The sequence below is a fragment of the Paenibacillus roseus genome, assembly GCF_016424485.1.
Classification (GTDB): domain Bacteria; phylum Bacillota; class Bacilli; order Paenibacillales; family Paenibacillaceae; genus Paenibacillus_D; species Paenibacillus_D roseus.
This window is the reverse complement of the sequence record NZ_JAELUP010000072.1, coordinates 43,368-63,526: the sequence shown is the minus strand read 5'-3', so window position 1 is coordinate 63,526 and position 20,159 is coordinate 43,368. Positions and strand designations below refer to the sequence as shown.

The following is a 20,159-nucleotide window of genomic DNA, read 5'->3' as shown; positions in this document are numbered from 1 at the left end:
ACGAGGATTCTCTATTCTAGCGCTTTCTGTCAAGTAATAGTATTAGGGGGAACTCAATCGCTATGCGGATAGGGGGAGACTGCTCGTGCTTGACACGAGCGGACTGCTTGCACCTTGGATGCAGCATTGCGGTTCACTCCTGCACGACTTGTTGCATCGTAATCGATGCAGGAAGTATCTCGTTAAGGAAGGTGGTAGTCAATGAAAAGTACGAGGAAGAAAGCGGCTAAACGTCTGCTGCAATTGATGCTGACCGTTGCTCTTGCAGGGTCGATTTTCGCTCCCATAGGGGGGATTGAGAAAGCTTCGGCGCAAGTATACCCGGGTCTTTCCGATGTTGCGCGCCAGGCGGCTTCAGAAGGAATCGTATTGCTGCAAAACCCTGGCTATACGAAGGGCGGAGCAGAGGTGAATACGATCGGCAAAGTGTTGCCGATCAACAAAAGCGAGAATGTTGCAGTATTCGGGCGCATTCAAGCCCATTATTACAAATCGGGTACCGGCTCAGGCGGAGCCGTGCGTGTGGAATACGTTAACGGCATACTTGAGGGTATCCGCAACAACCCGAGCATCAACGTCAACGAAGATCTGGCCAAAGTGTATGCCGACTGGATCAAGTTGAATCCGTTCAACAACGGCGGAGGCGGTTGGGCAGCTGAACCATGGTCGCAGGCAGAGATGCCATTAACCGATGTGATCATTAATCAGGCGAAGCAGAAGTCGGATACCGCCATCGTCATTATCGGCCGAACAGCCGGCGAGGACCGGGACAATACGGACACCAAGGGAGCATATCAACTGACAGATATTGAAGTGGATATGCTTAACCGGGTCTATGCCGGCTTCGAACGCGTCGCAATCGTGCTTAATGTGGCTAACGTCATCGACATGTCATGGGCGAAAAACTACCCGAAAGCGGCGATCGTGTATGCTTGGCAAGGCGGGATGGAAGGCGGCAGCGCGGTAGCGGATGTGCTTACGGGCGACGTCACGCCAAGCGGCAAGTTGAGCGATACGATTGCTCAAACGTTGGCTGATTACCCCTCCACAGCTAATTTTGGCAGCAAGACGGAGAACGCCTATGCCGAGGATATCTATGTAGGCTATCGCTATTTCGAAACGTTTGCGCCGCAGAAGGTGCTTTATCCGTTCGGATTCGGACTGTCTTATACCGACTTCGAGATCACTACGAACGGAGTGGAAATCGGACAAAAGGAAATCAAAGTTAACGTCACTGTGAAAAATACCGGAAGAGTGGAAGGCAAAGAGGTTGTCCAAATCTACTACGGCGCCCCGCAAGGAAGACTGGGCAAGCCTGTGAAAGAACTGGCCGCTTTTGCTAAAACTGGGATTTTGCAGCCCAACCAATCGCAAGCGATTACATTAACTTTTGACATTGCAGACATGGCTTCTTATGATGACAGCGGCGTGACCGGCAATCGATCTGCCTATGTATTGGAAGCAGGCGATTACCAGATTTACGTGGGCAACAATGTTAGAAGCGCAGCAAAAAAAGGTACTTACACAGTAAGCGAACTGAAAGTAGTCAAACAGCTGCAAGAAGCGCTTGCGCCGACCAAGGCATTCCAGCGTATAAAGCCTGGCGACCGCAATCAGGACGGCACATACGTTCAGACGAATGAGAGCGTACCTTTGCGCCAAATTGATCTGAACAGCCGCATTCAGCAGAACCTGCCGGCGCCGATCGAGCGCACGGAAAACAAAGGCTACAAATTGATTGATGTCTACAACGGCAGAGTGACGATGGATGCGTTCATCGCCCAGTTTACTAACAATGATCTTGGCGCCATCATTCTAGGCGAAGGGATGTCGAGTCCGAAAGTTACGGCCGGTACGGCGGCAGCATTCGGCGGCGTGACGAATCCTCTGCTCGCGTTCGGCTTGCCGATTGACAGCGCTGCAGACGGTCCGTCCGGCATTCGGATGGAAACAAATGCAGAGCGGGCAACAAGCATTCCGAACGGCACGATGCTGGCGTCTACGTGGAATCTTGAACTGAATGAACGTTTGTTCGACTTGCTGGGCAAGGAGATGCTTTTGAACCAGATCGACACGTTGCTCGGACCAGGCGTGAACATTCATCGCAATCCGCTGAACGGTCGTAATTTCGAATATTTCTCCGAAGATCCGCTGCTCACGGGAGCGATGGCAACGGCGCAGACAATCGGCCTGCAGAAGAATGGAACCGCTCCCACGATCAAACATTTCACGGCGAACAATCAGGAGGGGGCGCGGCATGAAGTCAATGCGCTCGTATCGGAGAGAGCGCTGCGCGAAATTTACTTAAAAGGCTATGAAATGGCGATCAAAACGGGCAAGGCGCGCGCCATTATGACTTCCTATGGTCCGGTTAACGGCACATGGGCAGCCACCAACTATGATCTGAATACGACAATTTTACGTGGCGAGTGGGGCTTTGACGGCATCGTCATGACCGACTGGTGGGCGAAGCTGAGTGAAGACCAGGGCTTCTACAACGCTGCAGGAAGCAAGTACAATGAAACGAACGGCAAGGCGATGGTTCGCGCGCAGAATGATTTGTATATGGTCATTCCGCACAACAATGCGGCGACGCACAAAAACAGGGGAAATGCGGTCTTTAATACGATCAGCGCGCTGGACAGCGGCCAATTGACATTGGGCGAATTGCAGCGCTCCGCCAAAAATATCGCGAAATTTCTCATCTTGTCCCCTGCTTTCGCCAGAACGGCCAACATTGAGTACAAGGTTAATTATGAGCCTGGAAAAGCATGGTTCAGAGTAGAAACTGTCAAGCTTGGCGATCCCAAGCTTAGCGGCATTACTGTCGGCGGCAAGCGGATCAAAACGTTCAACGCGCTGAAGCTGGATTACAAAGCGTTTGGCACAGTGGAACAGGGCGGCGCTTATCCGACGGTTCAAGGAATTGCTGGGACAAACGAGCAAGTACAGGTGGTCCAGGCAACAGCAGAACGTCCGGCAGCCGTTATTACCGTTACAGCCGGCGGCGAGAAGCGGATCTATAAAGTTATCTTCAGTTCCGAGGAGGGGCTGGAGCCGATCTTTGACAATCCGACCTATGCGTTGCTGAAAAACATTTACATTAACGGCAGCCCGATCGAAGGATTCTGGGAAACAAAATTCAACTATGAGGTGGCCCTCACCGATCTCAGCACTTTGCCGAACGTGACGTTCACAACGAACGAGGGAGTCACGGCGTCGACTGTAGTTGACCAGGCCAATCGCAAAGTAACGATCAGAGCGGTTAGCCAGGATCAAGCGAATACTTACGTCGTCCAATTCGGTAAATTGCCGCAATCCGATGAGTTTGACAGCGCGACCCTCAGCAGTTTCTGGACAATCAATACGGACACGGCAACCAATGGCGAGAACAAAGCCAACTGGTCGCTTGATCCGGCTCGCGGCTCGCTGCGGATTACTGCCGAGCGAGGCGACTTCTGGAGAGATCACGCCGATCTGAAAAACTACTTCCAGCAGGAAGCGTTCGGCAACTGGGAAGCTACAGTAAGAGTCAATATGAACAAGGCGCCGAATCAGAACTATAACGGTATCGGCATTACCGCTTCGCAGGACAATGACAATTACGTTTGGGTCAAGTATGAATTCAGTACGAACCGGATTATCGGCATGGTGAAGGAAACCGGAAGCGCCGAACCGGTCGTGATCGGGCAATTGACGGCCGACCAACGGCAATCAATATTCGGCGAAAAAACGGAAATCTACTTGCGCCTGAAGAAGGTAGGCAGTATTTATACCGGCTACGTCAGCGCAGATGGCCAAAACTTTATTTCCGTAGGCAGTACAACAGCCGATTATAGCAAACCCAAATTCGGCTTGCTGGCCTCGAACGGCAGTATCGCCAATGCGACTATGTTCTATGCTGACTTTGACTACGTCCGTTTCAATACCGATGTGAAATCCGCTGTTAAGGCAATTGGCAAGAACACAACGCTTAAGGCGGCGGAAACTGAAACTACTTTTATTACAAAAGCGATCACACCGGCAACTTGCAATGATACGGGAGGCGGCCTCTGCTACACAAACAACAACAAGGGAGAGGCAGTCGCTTACAATATCGATGTCGCGCATGCCGGCCTTTACAAACTCTCGGCTCGTCTGCGTTCCAGCCAAAGTGAAGTCGCGCAAATGTCCTTCGGCGTTTACGCTGGCGACAAGCATGTCGGTACGTTCGACATCACGACGACAAAAGGACAGTGGACCACATTCGCGCTCGATAATGTTCAGCTTGCGACAGGGCCCCAGCAATTGCGCATCGTATTTGAAAGCTCAGGCATCGACTTGAACTGGCTGAAATTCCAGTTGCATGAGCAAAATGTCGATACAAGTGCCCTTAAGGCGGCGATCAGGGAAGCGGAGCAGATTAATCTGAACCAATATAGCGCCTATAAGAAGGAGCGTTTCCGCAGCGTGTTGGCCAACATCAAGCTCGTTGAGAACGAGCCGCTCAACACGGAGGTCATCGCCGAAGCGATTGCCGAGTTGCAGGCAGCGAAAGAGGATCTTAATCGCTTCAATCTGCCGATAAATGTGCCGGCTACATCGACGCCTATCGAGAACGGCAACGGCATTCGTATCCAGACATTTGATGCGCCGTGGATCTTTGCGGCGAGCAACGACTTCAGGTTCGAATCGGGAACGGATGCCATGAGCTATGTCACGAACAATGACCTGGTTTATCTCGGCCAAATCGACTTGAACAAGCTTGTCGAAATTAAGGTGTCCTACTCAAGACAAGCGGCAGCGCAACCGTACTTCACGTTCTATACGGAGGCTGACAATACAGGCAGTCCGGTAAAACGTGCCACGACACAAGGCGGCAAAAAATATCAGAACGCGTACAGCGGTGGTTCCTTCATATATGGCGAGGAACTGGCGAGCATCAACGTTGTGCAGCGGACGGGAGCTACGTGGACCCAGTACGGGTATGCCAGCACGAAGCAAATTTTGTATACTCCGAACTTTATTCAAAGCTATTCAGGCAATGAGATGAACTTTATCAATAGCAAGCTGGCTAAAGGGACCAAAAACGTTTACTTGCGCTTTAATAACACCAACGCCAATTTGCAATATATTGACTTGATCTATGACCGGACATTGCCTGACTATGTGGATGTCACATTCGATCTGAATTATGCGGGATCGCCTGCTCCGAACGTTATCGAGCATGTGAAGGATACGGCGATTGGAAATCGACTGGAACAGCCTGTTCGCCAAGGCTACACCTTCGGCGGATGGTTTGCCAATCGTGAAGGCAGTGGCGAAGCGATTAACGCAGAAACCGTCATTGGCAGCAATCAGACGTTCTATGCGTACTGGGTTGAAGTCAAGCACAACATCACGGCGCTGGAGTCGTTCGATCCAGTATCGGTGGAATACGGCACCGTATTTGGAACGTTGCAATTGCCTTCTACCGTTACGGCAACGTTAAACAACGGGGAAACGGTCGCTCTGGCGGTTGCCTGGAGCAGTGCGGGGTATGTGGCTGATCAAGCCGGGACGTACACGATTCAAGGAACGCTAACGTTGCAAGATCGCGTGCTCAATCCGCAAGCGCTGCAGCCTGCCATCGCAGTGACGGTATTGCCGGAAGTGCTGGCAGAAATCAGAAGCGTTGAAACGCTTAGCGCCCAGAGCGTTGTGCAAGGCACAAGCTTTGCCGAGCTGGCGCTGCCTTCGCAAGTAGCGGTCACCTTGTCCGACGGCAGGACGGTACAGGCGCCTGTAACATGGAGTGAGGAAGGCTACAAGGCCAATGAAGCGGGAAGCTACACGCTGCAAGGCGATCTGGGCGAGCTTGAGAAAGTCATCAATCCGGACGGCTTGCGCGCATCGATTGTCATTCATGTACTTCCTGAAGGCGCCGAGCCGATTAACATCGTTGCGGTGTCGGAGCTTGAAGGCAAGAGCGTAGCGTTCGGCACTGCCTTTAAGCAACTGGATCTGCCTGCGAAAGTCGGGGTAACACTGGCTAATGAGCAATCGCAAGAGCTTGCGGTCAACTGGAATACAGGCAATTACAACGGCAATATTGCAGGCGAGTATACGCTCAAGGGAACGCTCCTTGTCGTTGAAGGATTGAGCAATACGAGCGACTTGTACGCTCAAATTACAATTGTTGTCCAGCCTGAGCCGAGCAGCGATAGCAACGTTAGAACAGTGCAGCAGCTAACAGGTAAAACCGTGGACTACGGCACGGCATTCGACCGCATCGGGCTGCCAGCCAAAGTCAATGTAACGCTGGATAACAATGAAACGAAGCAACTCGCAGTCAACTGGAGCAATGCGGGATACAGCAGGAATGTTGCCGGAAAGTATACGCTCTATGGCGCGCTGGTTCTGGAAGAAGGCATTGCGAATCCGCAAGGGCTGAAAGCGGAAATTGCAGTAACTGTGAGAGCGTCCAGTTCGGGCGGCTGGGTACCGCCTTCGCAACCACCAACTGCACCGGAAAAGCCAGAAAATCCGGAAAAACCAGATAAGCCTTCGACACCGAAGCTTCCGGGCGCGCCTGGACCTTCCCAATCTGGTGGCAACACTCCTGGGACGGAAGTGAAGTCGCCGGAGCAAATCAAAGAAGAACTTGCAGCCAAGTTCAAGGATGCGGTTGCTATTCCTAACTGGGCGCAGCAGGCGATTGCCAGCTTGTCGGAGCAACATATCTTTAACGGTCGCACGGATGGCAGCTTCGACCCGAAAGGACAAATTACGCGGGCGGAGTTTATCTCGATCGTAGTGAGAAGCTTCGAATTTAGCACAACGCAAGGCAGCAAGTCATTTACCGATATCGCCGACAACGCATGGTATAAAAATGCCATCGATATCGGCACGGCGAACGGGCTGATTCAAGGAATCGGCGGCGATCTGTTCGCACCGAATCATAGCATCACCCGCCAGGGATTGGCTGTCATGCTGTTCAATGCGCTCAAGAAACGCAATGTTCCGCTGCCGGAAGCAAGCGGAGACATTTTCCCTGACGATGCCGCTATCGCTGGCTATGCCAAAGATGCGATTTATGCTTTCAAGACACTTGGCATTCTGAACGGCCGTGCCGACGGAACGATCGATCCGACAGCACCGGCATCCAGGGCGGAAGCAGCGGTCATTGTCTACAAGGTGTTGCAGTATTATGAGCGTGTAACAACTCCTGCAGCAAACGCAGATGAAACGTAAAAATAACTGAATGGGAAGGGCCTCCGTAGCCGGTATTCGGCTGCGGGGGTCTTTTCCTTATAATATAAGAATTATCTACTTTTCCATCTGCAATACCAACTTATTTTATTGGAATTATTGCATTATTTTTATTTCTAAGGATAAGGGTGATTAATGTGAAAAAATTCAACTTACATAGCAACTGTGTGTATGATTGCTCTTGCTGTCATATTGGCCGGGTGCTCTGCTAATAATCAGGCGAACAATAATGCGGGCAGTGCGGAAACGGCTGGCAATTCGGGCAAGGCAGAAGGTTCGACCAATGATGCGAAGCCATCGAACGATGCGGCGGACAGCGGGCTTGACGGCCCAGTGACGGCAGCTGACCTGTCCAAGCTGCCGGAACAACGCTTTCATATTCCCGGAGGGAAATATCAGGTTTTCTGGCATAAGGGAGAGGTGGAAAAATTGCCTCTTACATATCGATACATATACGGAACGTGGTTTACGAGAAATCCGATTCCATTGGTCGGCGGTTTTGATTTCGAATACTATGACGGGTCTTTCCAGGCTTCAAATGATGCGGAGGCGATGGTGAAAATTTATGTGCCAATTGCGTGATTGGGTATTTGAAGTGCTATGCAAGCTTTTGATTAGAACTTTTGAGCTCTGCCTGATAACAGTTTGTTATCACTATATTTACCTCCTTTCAAATCACATTTAACTATCATATAATAGAAGATAGTTTTTTATTTTCAAAAATCATAATGATATATACAAAGATCAGGTTTCAATGGGTTCAGAAAAGGTGTTTGACCAGGTTGCAGCCTGACTTGCTATGGAGATGAAGCAGGAGCGCCTGGGTTTTCTTCAAGTAATATCATGGTAAGGACGGTAAACATGAGTAACAGACAAACCACAGCAGATGTTATCTTGATTGGTGCCGGAATCATGAGTGCGACCTTGGGGTCGCTACTGAAAGAATTAGTGCCGGACTGGGAAATTACAGTGTATGAGAAGCTTGCCAAAGCAGGCGAAGAAAGCTCGAACGAATGGAATAATGCTGGAACGGGTCACGCTTCATTGTGTGAACTGAATTACACCGTTCAAAAACCGGACGGATCGGTAGATATCAGCAAAGCGGTCAAGGTAAATGAAGAGTTCCAGGTATCAAGGCAGTTCTGGTCTTATCTGGTTAACAGCAAGCTGATTCGCAACCCGCGGGATTTCATCGCATCCGTACCTCATATGAGCTTCGTTCATGGGGAGAAGGATGTAGCCTTTTTGAAGAAACGCTTTGAAGCGATGTCCGGCAATCCGTTGTTCCAAGGTATGGAGTTTTCCGATGATCCGGCCAAACTTGCGGAATGGATCCCACTGATGCTGAAGGACCGGGCCGCGAATGAGCCGATTGCCGCCACAAGAATTGAATCCGGGACGGATGTCAATTTTGGCGCTTTAACGCGCATTCTGTTTGACCAATTGAAGAGCCAAAATGTTGGTATTAAATTCAAGCATAGTGTGGAAGATATCAAACGGACCAGCGAAGGTTTATGGGAATTAAAAATACGAAATATGGATCAAGGTACCGTAGAACGTCAACGGGCCAAATTTGTCTTTATCGGGGGCGGAGGAGGAAGTCTGCATCTGCTGCAAAAATCCGGTATCCCGGAAGGGAAAGGCATCGGAGGATTTCCGGTCAGCGGACTATTCATGGTGTGCCAGAATCCGGATATTGTTGCGAAGCATCATGCCAAAGTGTACGGCAAAGCTCCAGTTGGCGCGCCCCCAATGTCGGTTCCGCATCTGGACACCAGGGTCATCGACAACAAGGAATCTCTGCTCTTCGGACCATTCGCCGGCTTTACCCCGAAGTTCCTGAAGACCGGCTCGATGTTCGATTTGATCACCTCGGTCAAACCGCATAATCTCGTAACGATGATGGCGGCGGGTGTTAAGAACATGTCTCTTACCACCTACCTGATCAAGCAGGTTATGTTGTCGAAGGAACAGCGTATGGAAGCTTTGCGGGAATTTATCCCGAATGCCAAAAGCGAGGATTGGGATCTCCTGGTGGCTGGTCAGCGTGTGCAAATTATTAAGGACACAGCTGCAGGAAAAGGAACACTGCAGTTCGGTACGGAAGTTATCAGTGCCGCAGATGGCTCGATCGCTGCATTGCTTGGCGCTTCGCCAGGAGCATCAACGGCTGTTTCCGTTATGCTTGAAGTTATTCAAAAATGCTTCCCGCAGCATGTGAAGGCATGGGAGCCAAAATTAAAAGAAATGATTCCTTCCTATGGTGTGCAGTTGTTGAAAAAGCCGGAGCTTATTCGCGAAATTCATGCTTCCACGGCAAAGGCGCTTGGTTTGGACGACAAACCGCCTTTTATAGAGCATACAGCGGATGAAATTAAATTGGGCTAAGATAAATGGCAAGACTTCGTTTTGCAGGTCGTAGATGTGTTGTAAACGGTGCGTGAGGCAAACCCCATAAACCTCCAATGATTGGAGATTTATGGGGTTTGCTGTTTCTAAAAAGCGAAGGATTGCCTTTTTTGAGTAGAGGAAGCGTCGTTTGCTGGGAAAAACCAACGATGTAACAATTAGAAAAATAGAGAAAAAATAACAAAATCAAAAAAACGAAAACTAACGATTCCTCAACTTTCAGTTTGCTATACTTCATTTACAGGTTGCGGGCCTATTACAATACATAGTTGCTGCCCGAGTTTACTCGAACACGCGCTGGATAATATTAACGGCGCCTCAAGAACGACTGTGCAGGAGTTGCAGGCAACCTTGTTCTCTAACAGGCCGTCTATTAAGCAAAGAGTAAAAGAGTAATTATGATGGAGGATTTGGCTATGGGAACTTTGGCTATCCGCAAATGGTATCGGGTTGCAGCCGGAGTGGCGATCGCAATCTTGTGCGCGATGATTTATTATACAACCGTCTATAGTGCCGTGAATGAGAAAGTGATTGTAGCCCCTGCGCTATACCTTTCGTACCATTCCGCAGAGGAGCTGTTCCAGGAAGCTGATCTGATTGTGATCGGTTCAACGGAACAGGCCTTTCGTGACAGGGAGCATATGAACAGTCCACTGGCTTCCAAAGGGCCGTTGCAGGATTTTTATACGGTGACGACAGTTAATGTAGATAGAGTTATTAAAGGACAGATCAGTGAAAACACGGAGATTCGCGTTGGGGAACCGGTCAGCTATTCTCAAGGACTCGATGGGATATCTAAAATTACACGACCTAATTACAAGGAGCTGCAAAAAGGCAGCAAATACTTGTTGTTTCTCAAGAAAAACGATAAAGGCTGCTATTTCGTCATGAGCGGCAATCTCGGCAAATATAATATTGACAGAACAGACCCGGACAAAGAAATGAATGAAACCAAGCAGCGCATACTTGGAGAAATCCTCAAGGATAGCCGGTTTGCCATCATTCACTTGTAATTGATCTGATAACATAGAGATTTCAACTCCAAAAGCACGGCTTCAGGCACACGCCAGTTGCGGTGTTTTTTGCGTTAAAAACGAAGCTTTTGCTCGTCACAGGGCGGAAAAGGCATTTACGTTGGTACGGGCATAAAGGCTGCTTTTTTGTCGAATAAATAAGGTTGTCACTTTTTGACGGATCAACTAGAATGGAATTGCTTGTTTTTATTGCAACTGGAGGTTTGATTTTAGTATAAAAAGGCGAGGCGGAAAAATGAAAGGTTTATCCATTCTGCTGGGCTTTTCATTGCTCGGCTATTTGATTCGTGCGGTATTCGATCTTCCGGTTGCCGGAAATGTGATCGGCCTGATATTGCTGGTCATCAGCTTGTTTGCAGGCTGGGTGAAGCTGGAGTGGGTGGAGGATACGGCGCAATTTTTGCTGCGTCATATGATGATCTTTTTTGCCCCCATAATTGTAGGTACAATGTTGTTCTTCGGAAGGATCGGCTCGGAATGGTTGCCAATTGCGGCAAGCCTGATCGGGGCAACTGTAATTGTGCTGCTTGTATCCGGCTATGTGACAACATGGCTTGGCGGGAAACAGGAGGAAAAGGCTCATGAATAGTGATGTATTCAATAACATGCCGCTATTCGGCATGACGGTCACGGTGTTGTTCTACACTTTGGCTCAACTGATCAATCACAGACTCCGCTGGTTGAATCCGTTATTCCTGACGGCTGGCTCCCTCATGCTGCTGCTCCTGGTCTTCAAAATTCCCTATACTTCTTACCGCGCAGGCGGGGATATTATCACGTTTTTCCTGGGGCCGGCTACTGTTGCACTGGCGGTCCCCTTCTATAAAAATGCGACCAAACTGAAGGGGCAGATCATCCCGATTGCCGCTGGGGTTGCAGCAGGGGCAGTAAGCGGTCTTCTCTCCGTATGGGTACTGTCCAGTCTGTTCTCCGCATCCAGAGATACCTTGTCGTCTATGCTTCCCAAATCGGTGACAACGCCGGTTGCGATTGAAATTGCCCGCACGCTTGGCGGCACACCGGAACTGGCTGGTGTTTTCACTGTACTGACGGGGCTGCTGGGAAGCATGATTGGTCCCCAGCTATTGAAGCTGTGTCGTATACGCAGTGATACAGCAGTTGGAACAGCGATGGGGACTGCCGCCCACGGGATCGGTACGGCGCGTATTTTGCGGGATTCCGAACTGCAGGGAGGAATCAGCGGTTTTGCAATGGGACTTTCAAGCATGTTGACACCGCTGCTGTGCATACCTCTTGCATGGTGGTAATTTTAAGACAAAGAATGGGCAGTCCTATGAACTCATCCATTTTAGCGTACCTGTGATGCTCCGTTTCCTGCTTTTTTTTAACGTCCCGCGACTACGGAGCGTTTTGTTAAAATAGGGATAATCTTTCCTTGATATACTAGCTCCAACATCGTATAAGGGGGCTTGAAGAATGGAGGCTGCGACTCGAAAGAAGAGAACGGAGCGATTGCGTGCTGTAATGGAGATATTGGCAGTTTCAACAAAGCTTGGCTTAACCTCATTTGGGGGGCCAGCAGCGCATTTGGGGTATTTTTATAATGAATATATAAAGAGAAGGCAGTGGATAGATGACCGCAACTATGCGGATTTAGTGGCGTTATGCCAATTCCTCCCTGGTCCTGCGAGCAGTCAGGTTGGCATAGTCATTGGTGTGATGAGAGCTGGATTATTAGGCGGAATTGCGGCCTGGATCGGTTTTACGCTGCCATCGGTTATCGCCCTGGTGTTATTCGCTCATCTTATTCAAGGGTTTGATGTTGCCCAAGCCGGTTGGGTTCACGGACTCAAGCTGGTGGCTGTTGCCATTGTAGCCCAAGCTGTCCTAAGTATGGGGCAAAAGCTTGCCCCTGATCGCAATCGGGCGACTATCGCAATCTTGGCTATGGCGTTTGTTTTACTGTGGCCGACAGCATGGAGCCAGATCGTTGCCATGTTCTTGGCGGCAATCTCGGGGATGATACTGTACAAGGGCAACGGCGATGCTGGTCTTCCGGCAATCCGGGTGCCGGTCCGGCGTTCAATAGCAGCAGGAAGTCTGATTTTGTTTGTTGTCTTGCTGATTTTTCTGCCGTTGCTGGCTAATAGCGGCTCTTCACACTGGCTGTCGGTGTTTGACAGCTTCTATCGTTCCGGTTCGCTGGTCTTTGGCGGCGGCCATGTAGTGCTTCCGCTCCTGGAGCGGGAGGCTGTCCCTGCAGGCTGGTTGTCCAAAGAGGAATTTCTGGCCGGATATGGCGCAGCCCAGGCGGTTCCCGGGCCACTGTTTACGTTCGCGGCATATTTAGGGGCATTAATGGGAGGCTGGTTCGGCGCTCTTGTCGCCACACTCGGGATATTCCTTCCTGCATTTCTGCTTGTAGTCGGCGCTTTGCCGTTTTGGGATATGTTGCGGAAAAAGCCGAGCATTCAAGGCGCGCTTGCCGGGGTGAATGCGGCCGTTGTAGGCATTTTGATTGCAGCGTTGTATAACCCGATCTGGACCAGTACGATTGCGGATGGGATCGATTTTGCCATGGCGGCGATTTTGTTTGCAGGTCTTACTTTTTGGAAAGCCCCGCCGTGGCTGGTCGTCATTATCGGAGCATTGGGCGGATGGCTGGCTTCAGTGCTTTAATCAAATGAAATTGAATTCCTTACAAAGCGATCGTTTCGCCGTCCTCGGGAACACGCACTTTGGATGCAAGGCCCTGATCGGATACGTAGCTGCGCAATTCTTCACGGGTCAGCAGGCAATGGTTAACAGCTTCCATATGGCATACAATGATGGTCGAGTCCCTGGCTGCCATATGAACCTGGTGTATATCTTCCTTCGTCATCGTAATCGGGTCAGCGCCCAGAGGCTGGGCTGCGCCACCGTTCACGACAATTACTTGCGGCTGATACTTGCCGATTGTCTCTTCAACTTCATTGCACCAAATGGTATCCCCTGCAATATACAAAGTTTGTTCATCGCTATGCTGCATCACAATACCGGACACAGGGCCCATGAGCTTGCCGATCTCCCCGGTACCGTGCTGGCCGCCTGTTTTAAAGAACGAAATATCTCCCAGCTTTGCCGGGGCTTCAAAGGTTTGTACGTTCAGGAAGCCGGATTTGCGTATGGCTTTGGCATCATCAGGGGATTGGGCGAAAATCGGCATGTCTTTGGGCAGCAGGTCAACTGCAGCATGATCGAAATGATCTGAATGCAGGTGCGTCACTATGACCGCATCCACTTTTATTATGTTCGCATTAGGTATCGGCAGACCGACCAGCGGGTTCCTTTTTTCATAATTGGCTGTATTGGGTATCCCAGGATATGCGCCTTGCTCTGCGAGGAAAGGATCGACCAGAATGCTTTTGCCTCCGTACCGAATGACGAGTGTTGCGTTGCGAATAAGTTGAATCTTCATGTTGCAGAGCCTCCTTTCATATTTCACAGGAATAGCATAATATAAGGACAAGAAGCGGTACACGGATGAAATCAAGTCTTTTGAGACAAAAACTTGAATGATGAAAGAGGTCTGAACATGCTGGACGATACAGATAAAAAAATCATCAAAGAACTTAAACAGGATGGCCGGATAACGATGAAGGAACTGGGAGAGCGGGTACACCTTACCGGACAAGCCACGGCCAACCGCGTTCTCAAGCTGGAGGAAGAGGGCATCATTGAGGGCTATACGATTCGCATGAACAGACAAAAAGCAGGGGATACTGTGCAAGCTTTTATTCATATTTTCACCAAAACGAAGGATCATGACCCGTTGATGCAGTTCATGGATGGGCATCGCAATGTAATCCTGAACAGTTATCGAATCAGCGGCGAGGGGTGCTATCTGATAGAGGTTGCATTTCCGTCGAATACTGAACTGGATCAGTTCCTTCAGGAACTGATCCGCCATGCCAATTACAGAGTGTCCATCGTAATCAGCAAGCAGATTTAGCAGCCTTAAGGGGGATTTCAAAATGAGTCAACAGGTCACACCGATATTCCGAATGTTCGATGAGCAGAAAGCGAAGGAGTATTATCTGGATTTTCTCGGATTTCAGCTGGACTGGGAGCATCGATTTGAAGAAAATTTCCCGCTGTACATGCAAATTTCCAGGGATCAGCTGATATTGCACCTGTCTGAGCATTATGGGGATTGTTCGCCCGGGTCTGCTATCCGGATTTCAATCCCTGACCTTGATGTCTTTCATGAAGCACTGCTGGCCAAGCAGTACAAGTACTCCCGTCCGGGGATAGAGAATACGCCTTGGGAAATCCGGGAGATGAATCTGACAGACCCGTTTGGCAACCGGTTGGTTTTTTATGAAGAGCGGATGTCAGAGTCATAGACGCTGTAATTACATTTAAGAAGATAACGCCATTAACGCTTGCGCAGAGCGAAAAATTCACAATCTCCGCGATGATGATAGGTAACCTCGCTCACGCCGGATTGGGTAACAACAAGCTGTTCATCAAAACGGATAATGACGGCGCTCGATTCGATCAGCAGATCGCTCTTGAATACACGGACACGAATCTGCTGATCGACAGCTTCCTGAAAATCCGGGTCGGTCATAAGCCGATAGTTGATTGCCATCTGGAATTCTCCTCTCATCAAGTCTCTGAAGTGACTGGTTGTCGATCTCTCCATTTTAACAAAACAGAACGGAAAGCGCATCCCAAAGGTTGGCATGGATTTAACCTTTCCGGGGTTACTTAATGCTATAATCGGTTAAGGATATAAATTATGGCTCAACCTAAAAAAAACAGTGCTCAGCAGAGATGAGAGAGCAGTGAAATGGCAAAGGAATGCTGGAGAAACGAAAATCCTAATGATACGCGCCTGTCCTTTTTAGAAAAAGATATCTTGCTTGGCAAGGATATAAGGAGGGGATACATATGTCTACGATCAAAAATGTGTATGCTGTCGGGAGAAATTATGCGCTTCATGCTGCTGAACTGGGCAATGCGACCCCGGAGACCCCGATGATTTTCATGAAGCCGTCCCATGCAGCCGTTCTGCTGGATGGCCGCGAGATCAGGCTGCCGGATCAATTCGGGGCCGTCCATTATGAGACGGAATTGGTCATTCGCATGGCCCGAGAGTATGAACCGGGGGCAAAGGCGGAGGAGCTGATCGGCGATTTTGCACTCGGGCTTGATCTGACGCTTCGTGACGTGCAGACGGAGTTAAAGGCCAAGCAGCTTCCGTGGCTCAAGGCCAAGGGCTTTAAGAGCTCGGCTCCGATTACGGCCTTTCGCCGCTTCGAGGGCCTGTCCCAGCTTGCAGCAGCGTCCTTTTCTTTGAACATTAACGGAGAGGAGCGTCAGCGCGGCCACATTCAGGATATGATTTTTGACCTGCAAACACTGATCGATCATATTGGCGGTCATTATGGTCTTGGAGAAGGCGATGTTATTTTTACAGGGACCCCTGCGGGAGTCGGCGAGATTAAGAAATATGATGAGATGGAATTGTTCTGGGGAGACGAACTGCTCGGGTCCTGCCGTTTTATTTTTTAGCGATGAGGCAAATTTCAGCATGATGCTCCAGAATGTGCAAAAAAACGGGACTAAACCGTTGCAGTTTGGGTAAAAAAAGTTATAATGAAACTTTGATAAAATGGATTTATTTCATCATTCTGCCCTGTTGAAAGGAGGAGAGCTGCGAATGTCTGATGAGACTATCATTCGTTTTGAACAGGTGACGAAGCGTTATGATCATGATCCTCCGGTTCTCAAGGCGGTCAGCTTTGAAATCAAGAGAGGCCGCTTCTATACGCTGCTTGGGCCGTCGGGCTGCGGCAAAACGACGATTTTGCGCCTGATTGCAGGCTTCATGGAGCCGTCGGAAGGAAACATTTATTTTAACGGGCAGGTTATCAACCGGGTTCCTGCGGAGAAACGCCAGGTAAATACTGTGTTTCAGGACTATGCGCTGTTTCCTCATCTGAATGTGTTTGAGAACGTGGCGTTCGGGCTTCGGATCAAGAGGCTGAAGAAGGCTGCAATTGTAGAGAAGGTGAAGGAAGCGCTGCGCTTCGTCAACCTTGCCGGTTACGAAAATCGGGAAATTACCGAAATGTCCGGAGGCCAGCGGCAGCGGGTCGCCATCGCGCGCGCGATTGTGAATGAGCCGGAAATTATTTTGCTGGACGAGCCATTGTCCGCACTTGACCTGAAGCTGCGTACAGAGATGCAGTATGAGCTGCGCGAGCTGCAGCGCCGTCTTGGCATTACTTTTATTTTTGTCACGCATGATCAAGAGGAAGCGCTGGCGATGTCCGATGAGATTTTCGTACTTGATCAGGGAATTATTCAGCAGAGCGGGACGCCGACAGACATCTATGACGAGCCGATCAACCGTTTTGTGGCTGACTTTATTGGCGAATCGAATATTGTTCCTGGACGGATGCTGCGCGACTTTCTGGTTGAGTTTGCCGGCAAACCGTTCGAATGTGTGGACAAGGGGCTGCGCCCGGATGAGGCGGTAGAGATTGTAATCCGTCCGGAGGATCTGGAGATGGTAGCTCCTGATCAGGGCAAGCTGCAAATTACTGTCGATTCGCAGCTGTTCCGCGGCGTGCATTATGAGATCATTGGTTTTGATGACGCAGGCAACAGATGGCTTGTCCATTCCACGAAAAAGGCGGCTGTAGGCTCGAAGACCGGCCTTGATTTTGATCCAGAGGCGATCCATGTTATGCGGTTTGGCGAATCCGAGGAGGAGTTCGACAGACGGCTGGAGGGCTATAGTGAAGCGGGAGCGGCACAGGCATGACTAGCAGAGCGCGTAATTTGTATCTGGTCCCTTATCTGCTCTGGATTGTGCTGTTCGTCATTGCGCCGATTGTGCTCATCGTGTACTATTCCCTGTTTGATGTGGAAGGGCAATTCACGTTTTCCAATTACGTGAAATTTTTTACGCCTGTTTATATGAAAATGACGCTCAATTCGTTCTGGTATGCATTTCTGATTACGCTCTGGTCGCTGTTGATTGCCTATCCGACGGCATATCTGATTACGAAGACGAAGCATAAGCAGCTTTGGCTGCTGCTGGTCATTTTGCCGAGCTGGATTAATTTGCTGCTCAAAGCGTATGCGTTTATCGGGTTGTTCGGAACTTATGGATTCGCTAACGGGTTTCTGGAGCTGATTGGAATCGGGACGCAGCAAATCCTGTTTACGGATTTCAGCTTTATCTTCGTATCCGTATATATCTTTATCCCGTTCATGGTGCTGCCGATTTTTAATGCGCTGGAGGAACTGCCGCCCTCGCTTATTTATGCATCCCGCGATTTGGGGGCATCGGCGTGGACAACCTTCCGCCGCGTTGTTTTCCCGCTTACATTAAACGGCGTGAAGGCCGGCTGTCAGGCTGTATTCATCCCGGCGCTTTCGCTGTTTATGATTACGCGCCTGATTGCAGGGAATCGGGTCATTACACTGGGGACTGCCATTGAGCAGCATTTCCTTGTGACACAGGACTGGGGTATGGGGGCAACGATTGCCGTATTCCTCGTGCTGGTGATGGCACTAATTATGATTGTGACCGGCGGGCGCAAGGCAAGGGGGGCAAAATGAGACGCGGCATCAAATGGTCTAAGCTGTATCTGGCGGCTGTGTTTATTATTTTGTATGCCCCTATCTTCTATCTGATGTTCTATTCCTTTAACAGCGGCGGCTCGATGAGGGAATTCGAGAGCTTCACATTGGAATGGTACGGCGAAGTGTTCTCTGACACCCGGTTGCTCATTATTGTACTGAATACGCTTGTGATTGCACTGCTATCGTCACTGATTTCGACCATCCTGGGCATAATTGGCGCACTGGCGATCCGGCAAGTCAGACGGCTGCAGTCCAAGCAAACGCTGCTGTCGCTGAACAATGTGCTTATCGTCAGCCCGGACGTCATTATCGGGGCCTCCTTTCTGATTTTGTTCACGATGATCGGATTGCAGCTCGGATTCAGCTCCGTGCTCATATCGCATATTGCATTTAGCGTGCCGATTGTCGTGCTGATGGTGCTGCCCAAGCTGGAAGAAATGAGCCCGACGCTCATCGACGCGGCCCGTGACTTGGGCGCAAGCCGCTGGGAAGTGTTGACGAAGGTGACGCTGCCCTTTATCAAGCCGGGCATTTTCGCCGGTTTCTTCATGGCGTTAACGTATTCGCTTGATGATTTCGCAGTTACCTTCTTTGTTACAGGCAATGGGTTCTCCACCTTGTCAGTTGAGATTTACTCCAGGGCCCGCCATGGAGTTTCCCTATCTATTAATGCGCTGTCTACACTGCTCTTTCTGTTCACTGCACTGCTTGTCGTGGGCTACTATTTCATTAACAGGAGAACGAATAACAAGCCTTCGAATGCGGAGGTGGGACCATGAAGCAACTCGTTCGCATGGCGGCAGCCGTTATCATTATTACCGGGGCTCTGCTGTATTTGACCAACTGGCTCAATACATCGCAGGGCTTTCGGGGAAAAGATACGCTAACCATTTATAATTGGGGAGACTATATTGATCCCGAACTGCTCGCACGCTTTGAGCAGGAGACAGGCATCAAGGTCATCTATCAGACCTTTGACTCCAATGAAGCAATGATGACGAAGATCGCCCAGGGCGGTACTTCCTTTGATGTCAGTATCCCTTCCGAGTATGCGATCAGCAAAATGAAGCAGGAAGGACTGCTTTTGCCGATTGACCATTCCAAGATTCCAAATCTGAAGTACGTGGACAAACGATTTATGGATCTCTCATTTGACCATGGCAATCAATACTCCATCCCGTATTTCTGGGGCACGGTCGGGATTGTCTACAATACAGAGATGCTCGGCGGCCGCGAGATTCACAAATGGTCGGATCTGTGGGACGATAGCCTGCGCAACCAGATTCTGCTCGTGGACGGGGCGCGCGAGGTCATCGGCATGAGTCTGAACGCTTTGGGCTACTCCCTGAATGATACGGATGAGGGGCATTTGCAGGAGGCGCTACGCAGACTGAATCTGCTTACGCCGAATGTTAAAGCGATCGTCGGAGATGAGATCAAGATGCTGCTGGCCGGAGAAGAAGCGGCAATCGGTGTTGTCTGGTCCGGCGATGCCTCGGAAATTATGAAGGAGAATGATAAGCTGGATTATGTGGTGCCGGAGGAAGGGACAAATCTGTGGTTCGACAACATGGTCATTCCGAAAACAGCAACCAATATCGAGGGCGCCTATCAGTTTATCAATTTCATGCTGGACCCGGAGGTCAACGCGCAGAATACCGAATATGTCGGCTATTCTACTCCGAATGCGAAGGCGCTGGACTTGCTGCCGGAGGAGATTGCAGGCGATGAGCGGTTCTACCCGGACCCGGAGATGACGTCCAAGCTTGAAGTCTATAAAAACCTTGGGCCAAGGATGCTGTCTCATTATAATGAGCTGTTCCTGGAGTTCAAGATGCACCGGAAATAGGGGATCCATAAAAAGCGGCTCCATCCGTTTAT

The 20,159-nt window shown here is 49.9% G+C and carries 16 protein-coding genes; 14 read left to right on the top strand and 2 right to left on the bottom strand.

The window, feature by feature from the left end; translation table 11 throughout:
* The first annotated feature begins 201 nt into the window (after positions 1-201).
* From JFN88_RS14210 to JFN88_RS14180, 7 genes are all read left to right on the top strand, one after another.
* Positions 202-7,212: an Ig-like domain-containing protein gene (locus JFN88_RS14210; protein ID WP_199019962.1), complete on the top strand. Its 7,011-nt coding sequence runs from the start codon at positions 202-204 to the stop codon at positions 7,210-7,212.
* 189 nt (positions 7,213-7,401) lie between these two features.
* Positions 7,402-7,812: a GyrI-like domain-containing protein gene (locus JFN88_RS14205; RefSeq protein ID WP_199019961.1), complete on the top strand. Its 411-nt coding sequence runs from the start codon at positions 7,402-7,404 to the stop codon at positions 7,810-7,812.
* Positions 7,813-8,073: 261 nt separating this feature from the next.
* Positions 8,074-9,618, top strand: a complete 1,545-nt coding sequence (locus JFN88_RS14200) for a malate:quinone oxidoreductase (RefSeq protein ID WP_199019960.1) — start codon at positions 8,074-8,076, stop codon at positions 9,616-9,618.
* A 437-nt stretch (positions 9,619-10,055) separates the two neighbouring features.
* A complete protein-coding gene (locus JFN88_RS14195) occupies positions 10,056-10,652 on the top strand; it encodes a hypothetical protein (RefSeq protein WP_199019959.1) in 597 nt (198 codons plus the stop codon).
* Between the two features lie 256 nt (positions 10,653-10,908).
* Positions 10,909-11,262, top strand: coding sequence for a CidA/LrgA family protein (locus JFN88_RS14190; RefSeq protein ID WP_199019958.1), 354 nt, complete (start codon positions 10,909-10,911; stop codon positions 11,260-11,262).
* Positions 11,255-11,941 (top strand): LrgB family protein, encoded by a 687-nt coding sequence (locus tag JFN88_RS14185; RefSeq protein WP_199019957.1) that lies wholly within the window; start codon positions 11,255-11,257, stop codon positions 11,939-11,941. The genes JFN88_RS14190 and JFN88_RS14185 overlap by 8 nt, the downstream gene beginning before the upstream one ends.
* A gap of 169 nt (positions 11,942-12,110) precedes the next feature.
* Positions 12,111-13,313, top strand: a complete 1,203-nt coding sequence (locus JFN88_RS14180) for a chromate transporter (protein ID WP_199019956.1) — start codon at positions 12,111-12,113, stop codon at positions 13,311-13,313.
* A gap of 19 nt (positions 13,314-13,332) precedes the next feature.
* Here JFN88_RS14180 and JFN88_RS14175 read toward each other — a convergent pair whose 3' ends face one another.
* Positions 13,333-14,091, bottom strand: coding sequence for an MBL fold metallo-hydrolase (locus JFN88_RS14175; RefSeq protein ID WP_199019955.1), 759 nt, complete (start codon positions 14,089-14,091; stop codon positions 13,333-13,335).
* A gap of 117 nt (positions 14,092-14,208) precedes the next feature.
* Here JFN88_RS14175 and JFN88_RS14170 point away from each other — a divergent pair, with 117 nt between their 5' ends.
* Together JFN88_RS14170 and JFN88_RS14165 are read left to right on the top strand one after the other, a co-directional pair.
* Positions 14,209-14,625 carry an Lrp/AsnC family transcriptional regulator gene (locus tag JFN88_RS14170; protein WP_199019954.1) on the top strand — a complete coding sequence of 139 codons (417 nt, stop codon included), beginning with the start codon at positions 14,209-14,211 and terminating at the stop codon, positions 14,623-14,625.
* Between the two features lie 22 nt (positions 14,626-14,647).
* On the top strand, positions 14,648-15,019 hold the full coding sequence (locus JFN88_RS14165; protein WP_199019953.1) for a glyoxalase superfamily protein: 372 nt from the start codon (positions 14,648-14,650) through the stop codon (positions 15,017-15,019).
* A gap of 32 nt (positions 15,020-15,051) precedes the next feature.
* Here JFN88_RS14165 and JFN88_RS14160 read toward each other — a convergent pair whose 3' ends face one another.
* The gene (locus JFN88_RS14160; RefSeq protein WP_199019952.1) at positions 15,052-15,267 is read right to left on the bottom strand and encodes a hypothetical protein; all 216 of its coding nucleotides are present in this window, start codon (positions 15,265-15,267) and stop codon (positions 15,052-15,054) included.
* Between the two features lie 302 nt (positions 15,268-15,569).
* Between JFN88_RS14160 and JFN88_RS14155 the strand changes: the two genes are divergently transcribed.
* The 5 genes from JFN88_RS14155 to JFN88_RS14135 all read left to right on the top strand — a co-directional run bounded on the left by JFN88_RS14155 (position 15,570) and on the right by JFN88_RS14135 (position 20,127).
* Positions 15,570-16,193, top strand: a complete 624-nt coding sequence (locus tag JFN88_RS14155; protein WP_199019951.1) for a fumarylacetoacetate hydrolase family protein — start codon at positions 15,570-15,572, stop codon at positions 16,191-16,193.
* Positions 16,194-16,341: 148 nt separating this feature from the next.
* A complete protein-coding gene (locus JFN88_RS14150) occupies positions 16,342-17,451 on the top strand; it encodes an ABC transporter ATP-binding protein (protein WP_199019950.1) in 1,110 nt (369 codons plus the stop codon).
* Entirely contained in the window at positions 17,448-18,254 is an 807-nt protein-coding gene (locus JFN88_RS14145) for an ABC transporter permease (RefSeq protein WP_199019949.1), read from the top strand. The genes JFN88_RS14150 and JFN88_RS14145 overlap by 4 nt, the downstream gene beginning before the upstream one ends.
* Positions 18,251-19,057, top strand: coding sequence for an ABC transporter permease (locus JFN88_RS14140; RefSeq protein ID WP_199019948.1), 807 nt, complete (start codon positions 18,251-18,253; stop codon positions 19,055-19,057). Before JFN88_RS14145 ends, JFN88_RS14140 begins: the two co-directional genes overlap by 4 nt.
* On the top strand, positions 19,054-20,127 hold the full coding sequence (locus tag JFN88_RS14135) for an ABC transporter substrate-binding protein (RefSeq protein ID WP_199019947.1): 1,074 nt from the start codon (positions 19,054-19,056) through the stop codon (positions 20,125-20,127). The genes JFN88_RS14140 and JFN88_RS14135 overlap by 4 nt, the downstream gene beginning before the upstream one ends.
* Positions 20,128-20,159 lie beyond the last annotated feature (32 nt).

Coding starts and splice junctions, on each gene's coding strand:
- JFN88_RS14210 (WP_199019962.1), top strand. CDS start 202: ATGAAAAGTACGAGGAAGAAAGCGGCTAAACGTCTGCTGCAATTGATG.
- JFN88_RS14205 (WP_199019961.1), top strand. CDS start 7,402: ATGATTGCTCTTGCTGTCATATTGGCCGGGTGCTCTGCTAATAATCAG.
- JFN88_RS14200 (WP_199019960.1), top strand. CDS start 8,074: ATGGTAAGGACGGTAAACATGAGTAACAGACAAACCACAGCAGATGTT.
- JFN88_RS14195 (WP_199019959.1), top strand. CDS start 10,056: ATGGGAACTTTGGCTATCCGCAAATGGTATCGGGTTGCAGCCGGAGTG.
- JFN88_RS14190 (WP_199019958.1), top strand. CDS start 10,909: ATGAAAGGTTTATCCATTCTGCTGGGCTTTTCATTGCTCGGCTATTTG.
- JFN88_RS14185 (WP_199019957.1), top strand. CDS start 11,255: ATGAATAGTGATGTATTCAATAACATGCCGCTATTCGGCATGACGGTC.
- JFN88_RS14180 (WP_199019956.1), top strand. CDS start 12,111: ATGGAGGCTGCGACTCGAAAGAAGAGAACGGAGCGATTGCGTGCTGTA.
- JFN88_RS14175 (WP_199019955.1), bottom strand. CDS start 14,091: ATGAAGATTCAACTTATTCGCAACGCAACACTCGTCATTCGGTACGGA.
- JFN88_RS14170 (WP_199019954.1), top strand. CDS start 14,209: ATGCTGGACGATACAGATAAAAAAATCATCAAAGAACTTAAACAGGAT.
- JFN88_RS14165 (WP_199019953.1), top strand. CDS start 14,648: ATGAGTCAACAGGTCACACCGATATTCCGAATGTTCGATGAGCAGAAA.
- JFN88_RS14160 (WP_199019952.1), bottom strand. CDS start 15,267: ATGGCAATCAACTATCGGCTTATGACCGACCCGGATTTTCAGGAAGCT.
- JFN88_RS14155 (WP_199019951.1), top strand. CDS start 15,570: ATGTCTACGATCAAAAATGTGTATGCTGTCGGGAGAAATTATGCGCTT.
- JFN88_RS14150 (WP_199019950.1), top strand. CDS start 16,342: ATGTCTGATGAGACTATCATTCGTTTTGAACAGGTGACGAAGCGTTAT.
- JFN88_RS14145 (WP_199019949.1), top strand. CDS start 17,448: ATGACTAGCAGAGCGCGTAATTTGTATCTGGTCCCTTATCTGCTCTGG.
- JFN88_RS14140 (WP_199019948.1), top strand. CDS start 18,251: ATGAGACGCGGCATCAAATGGTCTAAGCTGTATCTGGCGGCTGTGTTT.
- JFN88_RS14135 (WP_199019947.1), top strand. CDS start 19,054: ATGAAGCAACTCGTTCGCATGGCGGCAGCCGTTATCATTATTACCGGG.